The sequence below is a fragment of the Salinimicrobium maris genome (assembly GCF_049680855.1).
In the GTDB taxonomy this organism is placed as follows: domain Bacteria; phylum Bacteroidota; class Bacteroidia; order Flavobacteriales; family Flavobacteriaceae; genus Salinimicrobium.
The window spans coordinates 686,499-700,373 of sequence record NZ_JBMPGS010000001.1 but is presented as its reverse complement, the minus strand read 5'-3'; the positions used below and the strand labels follow the sequence as shown (position 1 = coordinate 700,373).

Here is a 13,875-nt window from a genome sequence, read left to right as displayed (position 1 = left end):
ATGAAAAAGTATCTTTCAATAATATGTTTTATTTTCTTCCTGGCGTGTGAGGAAAATGTAGAGCCGAAACAGGCTCCCCAACAGGATTCTCTGGAACTTTCGCAACCTATCTCCGTGGATACTAATCGCAAAGTAAGCTTGCTTGAAGATGCAAATGTGGCTGTAAGTGAATGGCTGGCGTATGCCATGGCTCAAAATGAGGTGGAAAACCTGCGAAGCCAGACAGGAAAAGAAATTATCCTGAATGCTGAACCCCTTCTGGAGATCATGGAAAACCTTAATAGTACCATTCCTGTTCCTCTGCAAACCCAGGCTGTACGCGCCCGCACCAATGTGCTCTATACCAAAGCTGGAATTCTTCACCAGTTATCAAACAAAAAAAATGAAAACGCCGATGAAATTTTTAATGCTGCAAATGAATTAATAATAGAATTCGACAATTTTAAAATCCAGCTTAACGAATTATACTTAAAAGCTCCCGAAGATTTTGAACTCGAACTCGACCGGCAGCTTGAGGAAAATCAACAGCAGGGAAATTTTCCTCCTGACACCCTGGATGAGCCGCAGGGTAGTTTAAGATAACTCCCTTAAGGAATAAGCTTTATTTTCTTTATTTTAAATCCGCTGGCCGGAAGCGCAGGCATTTTTGACAGATCAATTTTCACGTTTTGCTTCGGAACCGTGTAATCCATTTTTGCTAAAAGAAGAGCCAGTGCAGTTTTGGTAATGTTTATAGTGATCCATTCGCCGGCACAACGGTGGTTCTTATGATGGTCACCACCGCCCTGGGGAATAAAATCAAAAGGGTCTTTCTTCCAGCCATTAAAACGTTCCGGGGAGAATACTCCTGGCTTTTCCCAAATCCGCTCATCATGGTTGGTAGCATAAAGATCCAGCAGTACCCTCCTACCCTTCGGAAAAGTCACATCTTTAAACCTGAATTTCTTGCGCACCTTTGCCGCCACAAAAGGAAAGAACGGATAAAATCTACGTACCTCCTGTACAAAATTCTGAAGCAGCTTGCCATCATCTCTTTTGAGCTTTTGTCGGTATTCGGGATTTTCATGTAAGGCGACCGCCGCAAATACGATGTATCTGGAAATTGCAACAACAGGTCTTATCAGGTTTAATAATTCTACTGCTACTATCCTGGCATTTAAAAAATTCCCCTGACCAGTGCTGAACTTATAAATAATGGAATCTTCTGAAATTTGCAGCCTGTTTCCTCTAATTTCCGTCACCAGTTTTGCCAACCATTCTTCTGCTTCTTCGCGAGCTTTTCTTCCGCGAGAATGTTTTGGACCCACCGCAGCTGCCGAAGCTATTAGGAGGTCCATTTGCCTGGTTCTCTTCTCCACATCCTCTTCCGGAAGCGGGACTCCCGCCCATTCGCAAGCTGCCTTACAAAGAATTTTTTCAGCTTCAGAAAAAAGCACGATAGATTTTGCCTTTTTCCAGCCGGGAATAGATACTTTCCAATGTTTTATAAAAAGCTCCTGAAGTTTGTCTAATGAATCGCCGCCCATAAATTCCATGAACAACTTTTTCCTGTGCCGGTGAGCTTCACCATCAAGCCCCTGCACACCATCCACTCCAAAAAGCGTTTTTTGCAGGCGTTTTGGCGCTGCACCTTTTCTTTGAAAATATTCAGTGTCGTAGAAGAGCTTTGCAGCATCTTCTCCCTTCATTACAATGGCTTTCTTTAAAAGTATACGGGTTTTATAAATATCCTTCTGTTGTTTTCTGAACTTTTTCAGAAAATAAGGATATCCGGCACATGCAATTCCAAGAGTACTTTCCATTTGTGAAGAATTTGAAATGAAGGACTCCTGAAGATAAATAAAATATGCCTTCGGGTAAAATAAACAGGCGGTATTAATACCTTTTTAGGATATCCTGTACCTGTACATTTACTATTCCTCCAAAATAATCAGGTCGGCAGAAGCGCGATTCAATGCAATGGGAATATTGTTGATCACCGCGGTACGAATCAAAGTCTGGATGTCATGCTCATGCCCGTGAGGAGTTTCAGCATCAATGAAGAATATGATCTTATGCACTTCTCCCTTTAATATTTTAGCAGCTAAAAGAATATCGCCGCCGCTGGGACCATGACCAAAAGGCTGTACGTCCAGGTCCAGCATATCATTCAAAAGCTTAGAGGTATTGCTCGTACCTATTAACTGGTGCGGCAGTAGTAATTCACGGTGTTCCTTTGCCCAATTTAGAAGATCATTTTTTCGGCCATTGTGTGCAATAAGGGCAATAGTTGTTTCCATCTTTATAGCTTGGTTTTCAGAATTAAATCAATAATAAAGGTAAAGCTTTCCATAAAAAAAGATAGGTCTCATCTCTTTTTTTGGATGTTTTTGTGTTCTGTCATAAATAGTAACCTCCTTGACAGCTTCAGTCCTATTTGTGTATATTGCAAAATATTTATCCTTATGAACAAATTTTTCCCGGCTTTAATTGTATTTATGTTATTTTCCTGCGACGGAAAAACCTCACAAACAGAGACGGCACCTGCAGTTCAAATTTCATCAGAAGAAAGACAGGAAAACATCAATGAAGTCCTTGATGAATGGCACAAGGCTGCTGCGCAGGCCGATTTTGAAGCTTACTTCTCAAAAATGGCAGAAAATGCCATCTTTATTGGAACCGATCCTACCGAAAACTGGATGAAGCCCGATTTTAAAAACTGGGCCAAACCTTATTTTGACCGCGGAAAAGCCTGGGACTTCACCAGTCTTGAACGCAACATATTTTTTAGCGAAAACCAGCGTACCGCGTGGTTTGATGAGCTGCTGGAAACCCAAATGGGACTTTGCCGTGGATCTGGCGTGCTAACGTTGGAAAATGGGGAGTGGAAAATAAGGCAGTACGTGCTTTCAATTGCTGTTCCCAATGAAGAAGTTTCCAACCTAACCGAACTAAAGAACGATTTCGACCAACAATTAATTTTAAAGTTAAAAACCAGATAAATGTTCAAAAATGTCATTTTAGCCACCCTTTTTCTGGGGTTTGCATCAGCTGCTGCACAGGAGAAAAAAATTATCTCACATGAGGATTATGACCTGTGGAAGCGAATTGAAAACACACAACTTTCTAAAGACGGAGACCTTGTCGTCACCACAGTTTCCACTGCGACAGACCGTGGCGACGGGTACATTAAAATTTTCAATGCCGCTTCGGGGCGCTCATTCACATTTCAAAATGGGTATCGCACCAACATTTCAAGTGACGGGAAATATGTATTCTTTCTCCGGAAACCTGCATACGAGCTTACCAGGCAGGAAAAGAAGGAAGACGTAAAGGAAGAAAAACGAACAAAAGACGATTTTTTCATCTTTGACGTGCGAGAACACCGCCTACTGGATTCGGTAATGAGAGTCAAGAAATATGAAATTCCCGAAGAAACTACAGGCTGGGTGGTTTTGGAAAAACACCAGGACCTGAAACCAGAAAAAGACAGCACTGCTTCCAAAGAATCTGAAGAAAAAGACACTTTGGCGGGAAAGAAACCTGAAAATTTAGCTTTAGAAGCAGATTATGCTCTGGTCTACAATTTAAAGAAGCAAGCTGCCGATACCATTTTCAGAATAAAAGATTTTGAGCTTCCAAAAGAAGGAGACAAATTTATCTTTTCAACTACCAAAGGTAAGGACAAAGGAGATATTGGAGTTTTCCTATATGACGTGCGTCGCAATGAGAAAAAAGTTCTTGACAGCAGCCGCTATGCCTTTAGCCGACTCGCAATAGACAACGAAGCTGAACAGATGGCATTTCTCGCAGCTAAAGATTCCACCGAAACAGATTCTCTCAAATTTGAATTATTCTATACGCGCGGGGAACAAATCAAACAAATCACCGATACCCTGGGAAGAAATCTTCGGGAAAACTGGGAATTAAGTAATGCTCAAACTCCTTCATTTTCCGAAAATGGAAAGCGGCTTTTCTTTCATTCAAGACCGGTAAGAAAATTTAATACAGACACTACTTTATTAGATGATGAGGTGCCACAGGTAGACGTGTGGAGTTACCACGATAAGCTCATTCAGCCCGAACAAAAATCGAGGTTAAAGGAACTTGAAGACAAAGCCTATATCTCATTTTACAATACTGCAGATGATAATGTAATCCATTTACATGACGAGACTTTAGATTATGTTCTCTTCGACCAACAGCAGGAGCAGCGTTATGTGTTGGGATACACAAATGCAGCTTATGAGGTAGAACGCTCCTGGGAATACCCTTGGCTTAAAGATTTTTACATTGTAGATACACAAAATGGTGAAAAAAGGTTAGCCCTGGAAGGAATTTCTTCAAATCCTGATCTTTCACCAGATGGTGAACATGCAGTTTACTATGACCAGGAAAACCAAAGCTGGTGGTCACTAAATCTTAAAACAAATGCTAAGCAGAATCTAACAGGAAATCTTCCGGTGAATTTCTACAACGAAGAGAATGACGTTCCTGCCTCGCCACGGCCATATGGTTTCGGCGGATTCACCAAAGACGGAAAAGCTTTGTTCTATGATGAGTTTGATATTTGGAGCGCTTCTCTTTCAGGAGGAAAAGCACCTGTTAACATTACCCGCACAGGAAGAGAAAACAATATAAAATACAGAACCTTAAAGCTCGATAGAGAAAATCGCGATCTAGTCACCTCTTATGATGGTGATTTGCTGCTCACCGGCTTTAATGAAACTGATAAATCTGAATCTCTGTACAAGCTTAATCCGCGTAATTCCAGAATAAATGCCGTTGTTGAAAATAATGAATACAGCATTGGCAGCGTAGAAAAAGCTGAAGATGCAAACACGCTTGTTTTCACAAAGCAGAATTTTGAGACCTATCCCGATCTCCACCTTATTGAACGCCCAGGAAAACAGCCGGTAAAACTTACCGATGTAAACCCGCAGCAGTCTAATTTTAAATGGGGAACAGTAGAGCTTGTAAACTGGGAAGCCTATGACGGCACAGCGCTTGAAGGTTTGCTCTACAAGCCTGAAGACTTTGAGCCGAATAAGAAATACCCTTTGATCACCTATTTTTATGAAAAAAGAAGCGATAACCTTAACAGGTATTACAGTCCGTTGCCAAGTGCTTCTACGGTAAACATGACTTACCTGGTGAGCAACGATTACCTGGTTTTCGTGCCAGATATTGTTTACAAAGAAGGAAAGCCAGGCGAGAGCGCATATAATGCCATCGTTTCGGGAGTAGAAGCTTTAGAAGAATTTGACTATGTAGATTCTGAAAATATGGCGATCCAGGGCCAGAGCTGGGGTGGGTACCAGGTAGCACATCTGGTTACTGTTACCAATAAGTTTAAAGCTGCCATGGCAGGAGCACCGGTGAGCAACATGACCTCGGCTTATGGCGGAATACGCTGGCAAAGCGGATTGAGTCGTGCTTTCCAATATGAAAAGACGCAAAGCCGAATTGGAAAAAACCTGTGGGAAGGACTGGACCTATACCTTGAGAACTCACCACTTTTTGGAATTCCAAACATTGAAACTCCCTTATTGATGATGCACAACGATGCCGATGGTGCCGTACCTTATTACCAGGGAATTGAGATGTTCATGGGGATGCGAAGACTCAATAAACCGGTGTGGTTACTTGTATACAATGATGAAGCTCACAACCTGAGAAAAACGAAAAACCGCCAGGATCTTTCCATAAGAATGATGCAGTTCTTTGATCATTATTTGAAAGGGGAACCGGCGCCACTTTGGATGACAGAAGGTCTGCCGGCCATCATGAAAGGAAAAGATCTACGCTATGAGCTGGATCAAGAATAACTAAAGAGCGAAAGACAAGAATTCGATCCTTTTGCTATTTTAGCAATCCAATTATTAATATTAAACAATAAAATGAAGACAATAAAAAGTGTGATTTTATCATCTGTTCTTGCTTCGGCTGCTTTAACCGGCTGCGGAAATGACAAAGAAGCAGAAGTCCAGGAGGAAAGAGGAATTAACTTGGCGTACATGGACACTACCGTTGGGCCCGAAGAAGATTTCTTCCGGTATGTTAATGGAAGATGGCTGGATACCAATGAAATTCCCGATGACAAAACTACCTGGGGAAGTTTTCACGAGCTTCGTGAGAAAACAGATGCCGATGCCCTTGCCCTGCTTAAAAAAGCCTCTACAGATGAAAACCTGGACTCCAGCAGCGATCAGGCAAAAGCGGTTTACCTGTACCAGACGATCATGGATACCGTGGTAAGAAACCAGCAGGGAATAGATCCTGTAAAACCATACCTGGAGAAGATCAATAATATTCAGAATAAAGAAGACCTACAGGAATATCTTACCGAAATGCAGATGTACGGCGGCGGCGGATTTTTCTCCTTTGGAGTTCGTGCAGATGCAAAAAGCAGTAATGAAAATGCAGCCTATTTATATCCAGGTGGCCTAGGACTTCCAGATCGTGATTACTACGTAGCCGACGATACAGATTCAGAAGAAAAAAGGCAACTTTATAAGGAACATATCACAAGAATGCTCCAGTTCCTTGGAGATTCAGAAGAGGGAGCTACTCAAAGTGCAGAGAACATTCTTGCTTTTGAAACCAAAATGGCAGAACCTCGACTTGACAAGGTACAGCGACGCGATGCCCGTCTTTCCTACAACCCAATGAGCGTTGACGAACTAAAGAACACAGTTCCCGCAATCAACTGGAATGCTTATTTTGAAGAAATAGGTGCCGAAGGGGTAGATACTGTTATTGTTACACAACCAAAATACATGGAAAGTTTTCAGAATTTAATTTCTGAAGGAAGCGTGGAAGATTGGAAAGAATACCTGCGGTGGAATTTATTTAACGATGCTGCAGGAAGCCTTACTACCGAAATTGAAAGAGCCAACTGGGAATTTTACAACAAAACACTTCGTGGTGCCCAGGAGCAATTGCCACGTGATGAGCGCGCTCTTGCAACGATCAACGGTACGATTGGAGAAGCTTTGGGTAAATTATATGTAGAAGAGCATTTCCCTGCTGAAGCAAAGCAAAAAGCCGAAGAGATGATCTCAAATGTGGTGAAGGCTTTTGAAAACAGGATCAACAATCTTACCTGGATGAGCGACAGCACCAAAATAAAAGCCATTGAAAAACTCAACACCACCACTATTAAAGTAGGATATCCAGATGAGTGGAAAGACTACAGCAGCCTTGAAATTCAAAATCCAGAACAGGGTGGTTCATATTTCCAGAACATGCTGAATGCCGCAAAATGGAATGTTGAAGACAATATTTCAAAACTGGACGAGCCTGTAGATAAAAGTGAATGGTTCATGGCACCACAAATTGTGAATGCTTATTACAATCCAAGTTACAACGAGATTGTATTCCCTGCAGCTATCCTGCAGCCGCCTTTCTACGATTATAAAGCCGATGCTGCCGTAAACTATGGCGGAATTGGTGCTGTGATAGGTCACGAGATCTCTCACGGTTTTGATGACAGCGGTTCCCGTTTTGATGCCGAAGGAAACCTAAACAACTGGTGGACAGAAAAAGACCTGGAGCAATTTGAAGAGCTTGGAGGCGCTTTGGCAGATCAATACAGCGCTATTGAAGTTCTTGACAGCGTTTATATTAACGGGAAATTCACCCTTGGAGAAAACATTGGAGATCTTGGCGGGGTAAATGCCGCCTACGACGGACTCCAAATACACCTTAAGGAAAATGGAAATCCTGGAGAAATTGATGGTTTCACACCAGAGCAGCGTTTCTTCCTTTCCTGGGCTACCGTTTGGAGAACCAAGATGCGTGATGAGGCCCTTCAAAATCTTGTAAAGACAGATCCACACTCCCCGGGAATGTACCGTGCAGTTGTGCCACTGCAAAATATAGAAGCATTTTATGAGGCTTTTGATATTGAACCCGGCGACCCCATGTATGTTGAACCCGAAAACAGGGTTGCCATCTGGTAATTTTTCTTCGGAAAAAGAATTTGAAAAGCCCCTTTTTGGGGCTTTTTTGCTTTAAACTTTTGTCACACTAAGCTCGACCAGAGGGAGGAACAGTCGAAGTGTTTAATCGAAAAGTTAAATGCTTTTCTGAAACTTATAATCCAATCCCTTCTCTACTTTTACAGATTCTACAAGCTTTCCTTTTGACGTTGAATTCTCATCAAAATGAAGTGCCGCCAAATTCCTTTCTTCTGAAATCCTGGAATAATATTCCTTTTTTGAAGGATGCTGCGGATAAACAGCATTATATACTTCTCCAAAAAGCGCCTTTTCAATCACTGCGGAAATAATCCCAATGCAATCCTGCTGATGAATAAGATTTACGGGCGCCTGCGGATTCCGAATGTTCTTTCTGCCGGCTAAATATTTAACCGGATGCCGGTCAGCGCCAATGAGTCCGCCGAAGCGAATGACTGAAGTGTCAAAAAGGCTATTTTGCATCAACATTTTTTCAACGGCAATAAGCTGTTTCGAAGCTGCCGAAGTTCCGTTGGGAACATCTTCTTCAGTGTAAACAGGAATATCAGAAGTGTCTTCATAATCCGAGGTAGAACTGATAAAAAGCAGCTTTTTCACTTCGGAAACTTCTACTTCTTTCACCAATCGCTCCATTTTACCCTCAAAATCCACTTCAGGATCTTTACGCAAGCCCGGCGGAATATCCACGATCAAAACATCAGTTTTGGCCAGGAAATTTTGGATATCACCTGAAATTTTTTCCGAAGAAACAGTGATCAAATATGGGTTTATCCCTTCCGAAGCGAGCACAGTCAATTTTTCAGGAGATGTGGTGGAACCTTTTACAAAATGCCCTTTTTGGAGCAATTCTTTAGCCAGCGGTAACCCAAGCCAGCCGCATCCTAAAATGGATATTTTCATTCTTCCTAATTTGATCTTATGCGTGGTAAAGATACTTGATGGTTGTTTTAATTCCTGAAAATTTTTAAACTTAGAATTCTACGCGCTAGATATGCGTACTTACGATTCTGAATGGATCCCAAACATATTACCTTCGGTATCATAAGCTAAAACAATGAAACCGTACTCACCAATAGAATGTTTGGATTTTAAGATTTTTCCTCCCGCGTCTTCAATTTTTCCTTCTTCCACGGCAGCATCTTCACTTCTAAAATATACGATCGTGGAATTTCCTCCTGCCTTGAATCCTTCCATTTTTATCAAGGCACCACTAGCTCCATCTTCAGCCATTTCCATAGGAAAGGATATCATTTGCATTTCGTCCTGGATTTCACCCGGCGTAGGCATTTCATTTAATTCTAAATCAAGTACCTTTTCATAGAATTTCCTGGCTCTTTTTAGGTCGTCAACATAAATTTCAAACCAAACTACTGGATTTTGTGATTTCATCTTTTACTGTTTTTAGGATTGTGTTCTATAAAAATAAATGCCTTGACAGAAAATATTCCTGTCATATGACAGGAAAGATTAGGCTTTGAGAATTTCTTTTCTTATTCGGCTTAAAGAAGTATCGGTCACTCCTAAATAGGAAGCAATATATTTTATGGGTACTTTTTGAATGATCTCAGGTTTCTCCTGTATCAACAACAGGTACCTTTCCTTTGCAGTGTTCGTAAACATGGCAATAGAACGTTGTTTTGAAATAAATAACTGTCCTGCCATCCAGGCACGGCCCCATTCGCGAAATCCTTCTATCTTATGAAATAATTTCTGAAAAACTTCAAACTCAATTTTCCAGGCTTTTCCTTTGGTGAGTGCAACAATATTTTCATTGGTTGGCAGCCTTTGAAAAAGGGAAGAAACTTCAATTGCAATTTCACCTGTTCCGTGGAAATTGGTAGTGATCTCATTGCCATTATAGTCATGAACATACACCCGTAAAAGGCCTTTTTCAACGAGATAATATTCATTTGCCATTTTTCCGTTTTCCAGAAACACGTGCCCTTTTGGAAAAATGATTTCTTCATGGGCATCTATAATCTCTTCCAGATCGCATTTTTGAAGAAGTGCATGATCGTAAATACTTCGGAAATAATCTGGATTCATTTTAGACAAATTTCATTTCTACTGCGATTTTCGAAGGGAGACATTCTATTCCTAGTCTAAGGGAATTCTCCTTTTGATCACCACGGCATCGTTTAAAACAAACGGCCTGGGGATCATATCTTCAGCTCTTGGAGAAACATTTAAATCTGGGTTTCCCAGGAGCGTATGGCTGGCTTCATAGAAGGTAATTTCAGGTTTTTCATCTGACTTCAGCTTAAAATTTAGGCGTAAAGTGTCATTATTGACTGCGTAGTAGGTAAGCAATCTCTCCTTCCATCTGTTTTTAAAGACGTGATAACTTCCGCTTAAAGCTTCTACGGAATCAGCTTGCAATCCGTTCACTGTAAATTCTTCAAAATCCTGATCTCTGTCGGCAAAGAATTCCATTCTACTTACATTTCTGTTAGGAGCAATCTTTATTAAATATTCTGAAAATCCTTTCTCAGCATCCCCTTTTTGAACATCTAAATAAGCTTTTTGCAGTGGCACGACCGGTGCCTCGACGCTTTGAGTAAAACCCGAATTATATTTGCTACTGAACAAACCCTCTTTTTCACTGGCTTCAGCATCTTCATTAAAATAAGGTGCCGTCCAAGGGTCAATGATCTCATCATAGGTATTCCAGGACGCTGTTTGCGCATCGGCGTCATAAATATAAACCAGGCTATTCGGCTTTGGCCTTTCCTCATTAAAATCTGACTGAAAATGGGCAATAATAACGAGCACAAAGAAAGTTAGGAAGCTGAAAAAAGCCAGCGTTTTGATGCGGGTGTAGAACCCAAAAACCGGCCAGAGCAGCACCCATAGCAGTGCAGCCAGAACTGCTGCTACAAATACTATTTTTAAGCCCAGAGCGACCGGAAATGTCACCATGAACGGAAGTACTATAAAGATAGCCGGCAGACTTAAGAGTGCGAGAAATACGAGGTTTGGTTTCTTTTGCTTTAGCAGGAGGAACAATTGCAATAGTCCGAAAAAGACCGGGACAATAAAGTAAGCAGCTCCTTGGAGGAAAAATGCGGCAGCTGCACTTAAAAGGATCCAGAAAAACAGCGGAGCGATAAAAAGCTGGCGTGCATTATCTGGTTTTCGGAATTTAGCGTAAGTACCAAAACAAATCGCCAGCGCCAGGAAAATGAAGGCGCCAATGTAGTAATAGCCGTTGTAAGGGAAGCCATGTTCCATTTCTCCATACTGCGGATATATGAACTGAAAGAATTGCCAAAGCATGTAAGACACTAAACCCGCGCCAAAAACCGCAATCAACAGCGGGATAAATCCTCTCAAAATATTCATAAACCTTAACCGCTTTTTTAAGAACCCATAAATGATAAGGGCTACAAAGAGTAGCACAGCAAGAATTAATAAAGGAAAATTCCAGGAAAAGGGGTAGCTTACCATGTTGAGTACAGGCAGGTTGAAATAGATCAATTCTTCTTCAGCATCAAAATTTTCCAATGGATGGCTGCTAAAATAATTCAGCAGTGGCATTAGGTAACTGCCCTGATGTGCCAATGTATTTTTATCTAAATTCTCGGGCACATCTGTCGCGGTATGGTAATCAAAATGATCGTCAATGAATGCAAAATTAAATCCGGGGATATTTCCCTGCTCTCTAAGTACCGTAAGATCTGTATCGTTGGGCAGCATTTTATAGACGCTGTACGCCAGGGAATTGGTAACGGGATAATCTGGGGCGGCATTTATGAATTCTTTAATCAAAGCTGCATTACCGGTGTTGGTTTCCAGAAGCATAAAAGAATTTCCGCCGCTGCCTCGAGATTCGAAGTTAAAAGCCAGGCCAATGTCCGCTGCCCATTCGTGCTCATTTACAAAAGCTTCGGCACCGTTCAGCCCCACTTCTTCCCCATCAGTAAAAACAAGAATGATATCATTGGTGTGTTCTTTTCCTGAAGCTAAAAAAGCCCGCGCCCCTTCCAGAATGGTTGCCACTCCACTGGCAGCATCACTCGCTCCATAAGAAGAATGTACAGCACTGTCATAATGCGTGAGCAGCAAAAGCGCTTTTCCTGAACCGCTGCCTTCTATGCGGGCAATAATATTTTGGGGCCTGGTAATCGTACCGGTATTATTAAGGGAATAGGCCTCCTGCGTATGCACCAGCAAACCCATTTCCTGAAGTTGAGCAACAATATAGTTTCTTACGTTGCTGTGGGCTTCACTGCCAATGTAATGAGGTTGCTGTGCTATGGCTTCCACATGCGAAAAAGCACGTGTGGTAGAAAATTCTTCGGCAGGAATATCTTCTGAAGTAACGTTGTGCGGCATGGTTCCATACAAGCCCCAAAAAGCAGCCGCTGCAATGATCAAAAATGATAAAATGAACTGTAATTTTCTAGCCATGAACCAAATATATCTTATTTGACCTAAAATTTACCTATTGATTTCCCAATTTCATAATTTCTTCCCAATACTTCACTTAGATATTGGTACAAATCCTAAATTTTTATATTTTAATAACTCATTTTCAAATATTTAGATATGGGTATCAAAAGTTTTCAGGGAAGACAGGCTGAGCCGCAAAAGCCTCAAAGCGAATCGATGCTTGTATGCGATTACATGGCCAAGGATCTTATTACCTTTAAAAAAGACCAAAGCGTCTACACCGTCATGGAGACGCTTACGAAAAATAATATTTCCGGCGGATGTGTGGTAAATGAAAAAAATGAGCTACTTGGGATTATTTCTGAAGGGGATTGCATGAAGCACATTTCAGACAGTCAATATTACAACATGCCTATTGAAGATTATACTGTTGAGAAACATATGACCTGCAATGTCGCAACCATTGATGGCAACATGAACGTGCTGGATGCAGCCAAAAAATTCATTGAAAATAAAGTGAGGAGGTTTCCAATCGTTCAGGATGGAAAGCTGGTGGGCCAGATTAGCCAGAGAGATATTCTCAAAGCTGCCATGAACCTGAAAGGCCAAAATTGGGGAAATTCTTAAAATCAATTTCTTTTCACCAGCGCAAAATAATCTCCCTCTAACGGAAGATAACCCTGGTCATAAACAAAGTAATAAACTGTTCCTGTTTTCGTAGTATAAATACTCGTGAAGTATTCAAAGCTAAAGCCTTTTGCCTGTAGTTTTGAACGCGAGGTTTTGCTTTTCCCTTCGGGATTGAGTTCTTCTAAAATACGATAATTCTTACGAAGCTGGTTGTTCACATTGCGCAGCAAATTCTTGCTGTCTTTGTTGCGATTGTTGTTGTAAGCATTGCGGCAGTAATCGCCACAGAATTTCTTATCAACTCTGCCCACGATCTTTTCCCCACACTCTATACAGGCTTTTTGCATTTATTAAAGATAAAAAATTATTCGTTCTTCAATTTGGCGAACAGGTCCACACTAATAAAACTTCCGTTTTTCACTTCGGAATCAACCATCGTTCCTTCATGCCTGAAACCTTGTTTCTTCAATGCTTTTGCTGATGCTTTGTTTTCTGTCTCCACAAAAGCTTCGATCCTGTGAAGATTCATCTTTGTAAAGGCAAAGTCGCAAATTACCGGCAACACCTCCTGAATAATTCCCTTTCGCCAGAATTCCGGGAGCAGCCAGAATCCAATCTCTGCTTTTCGATGTTCTTTGCTTAGATCATTAAAACCTGCTGCTCCAAAAAAGGTCTCGGTTTCCGGAGAACAAATCGCCCACCAGGCTCCAGTCCCATTTTGCTCCAGCTCTTCAAACCACTTCATTTGTTCCCGGGTTTCATGAAGACTACTGAAATTTACCCCGTAATATTTAATAACTTCAGGATGGGAAAGGCCTTTAAAAACGTTCTCCAAATCATCATTTTTGAATCTCCTGAGCAGGAATCTTTCGGTTTTTAAATTCTCAATCAT

13 protein-coding genes are annotated in these 13,875 nt (G+C 41.3%); 5 read left to right on the top strand and 8 right to left on the bottom strand.

Going from position 1 to position 13,875, the window contains the following annotated elements:
• A complete protein-coding gene (locus ACOV1Q_RS03320) occupies positions 1-582 on the top strand; it encodes a hypothetical protein (RefSeq protein WP_424493017.1) in 582 nt (193 codons plus the stop codon).
• Positions 583-587: 5 nt separating this feature from the next.
• On the opposite strand, the gene ACOV1Q_RS03315 is transcribed toward ACOV1Q_RS03320, so the two are convergent.
• Positions 588-1,802: a cytochrome P450 gene (locus ACOV1Q_RS03315; protein ID WP_424493016.1), complete on the bottom strand. Its 1,215-nt coding sequence runs from the start codon at positions 1,800-1,802 to the stop codon at positions 588-590.
• Between the two features lie 111 nt (positions 1,803-1,913).
• A complete protein-coding gene (locus ACOV1Q_RS03310) occupies positions 1,914-2,279 on the bottom strand; it encodes a methylglyoxal synthase (RefSeq protein WP_424493015.1) in 366 nt (121 codons plus the stop codon).
• A gap of 165 nt (positions 2,280-2,444) precedes the next feature.
• Between ACOV1Q_RS03310 and ACOV1Q_RS03305 the strand changes: the two genes are divergently transcribed.
• The 3 genes from ACOV1Q_RS03305 to ACOV1Q_RS03295 all read left to right on the top strand — a co-directional run bounded on the left by ACOV1Q_RS03305 (position 2,445) and on the right by ACOV1Q_RS03295 (position 7,943).
• Positions 2,445-2,981 carry a nuclear transport factor 2 family protein gene (locus ACOV1Q_RS03305; protein ID WP_424493014.1) on the top strand — a complete coding sequence of 179 codons (537 nt, stop codon included), beginning with the start codon at positions 2,445-2,447 and terminating at the stop codon, positions 2,979-2,981.
• Positions 2,982-5,807, top strand: coding sequence for a S9 family peptidase (locus ACOV1Q_RS03300; RefSeq protein ID WP_424493013.1), 2,826 nt, complete (start codon positions 2,982-2,984; stop codon positions 5,805-5,807).
• Between the two features lie 72 nt (positions 5,808-5,879).
• Positions 5,880-7,943 (top strand): M13 family metallopeptidase, encoded by a 2,064-nt coding sequence (locus tag ACOV1Q_RS03295; RefSeq protein ID WP_424493012.1) that lies wholly within the window; start codon positions 5,880-5,882, stop codon positions 7,941-7,943.
• Between the two features lie 114 nt (positions 7,944-8,057).
• Here the strand turns inward: ACOV1Q_RS03295 and ACOV1Q_RS03290 are convergent, their stop codons facing one another.
• The 4 genes from ACOV1Q_RS03290 to ACOV1Q_RS03275 all read right to left on the bottom strand — a co-directional run bounded on the left by ACOV1Q_RS03290 (position 8,058) and on the right by ACOV1Q_RS03275 (position 12,371).
• On the bottom strand, positions 8,058-8,861 hold the full coding sequence (locus ACOV1Q_RS03290; RefSeq protein WP_424493011.1) for an NAD(P)-binding domain-containing protein: 804 nt from the start codon (positions 8,859-8,861) through the stop codon (positions 8,058-8,060).
• A 99-nt stretch (positions 8,862-8,960) separates the two neighbouring features.
• Positions 8,961-9,350, bottom strand: a complete 390-nt coding sequence (locus ACOV1Q_RS03285; protein ID WP_424493010.1) for a VOC family protein — start codon at positions 9,348-9,350, stop codon at positions 8,961-8,963.
• A gap of 78 nt (positions 9,351-9,428) precedes the next feature.
• Complete coding sequence (locus tag ACOV1Q_RS03280) at positions 9,429-10,007, bottom strand: Crp/Fnr family transcriptional regulator (RefSeq protein ID WP_424493009.1); 579 nt, start codon at positions 10,005-10,007, stop codon at positions 9,429-9,431.
• 51 nt (positions 10,008-10,058) lie between these two features.
• Complete coding sequence (locus tag ACOV1Q_RS03275) at positions 10,059-12,371, bottom strand: M20/M25/M40 family metallo-hydrolase (RefSeq protein ID WP_424493008.1); 2,313 nt, start codon at positions 12,369-12,371, stop codon at positions 10,059-10,061.
• A 138-nt stretch (positions 12,372-12,509) separates the two neighbouring features.
• Between ACOV1Q_RS03275 and ACOV1Q_RS03270 the strand changes: the two genes are divergently transcribed.
• The gene (locus ACOV1Q_RS03270) at positions 12,510-12,980 is read left to right on the top strand and encodes a CBS domain-containing protein (protein ID WP_424493007.1); all 471 of its coding nucleotides are present in this window, start codon (positions 12,510-12,512) and stop codon (positions 12,978-12,980) included.
• 2 nt (positions 12,981-12,982) lie between these two features.
• Here the strand turns inward: ACOV1Q_RS03270 and ACOV1Q_RS03265 are convergent, their stop codons facing one another.
• Positions 12,983-13,330 (bottom strand): hypothetical protein, encoded by a 348-nt coding sequence (locus tag ACOV1Q_RS03265; RefSeq protein WP_424493006.1) that lies wholly within the window; start codon positions 13,328-13,330, stop codon positions 12,983-12,985.
• 17 nt (positions 13,331-13,347) lie between these two features.
• A complete protein-coding gene (locus ACOV1Q_RS03260; RefSeq protein ID WP_424493005.1) occupies positions 13,348-13,875 on the bottom strand; it encodes a GNAT family N-acetyltransferase in 528 nt (175 codons plus the stop codon).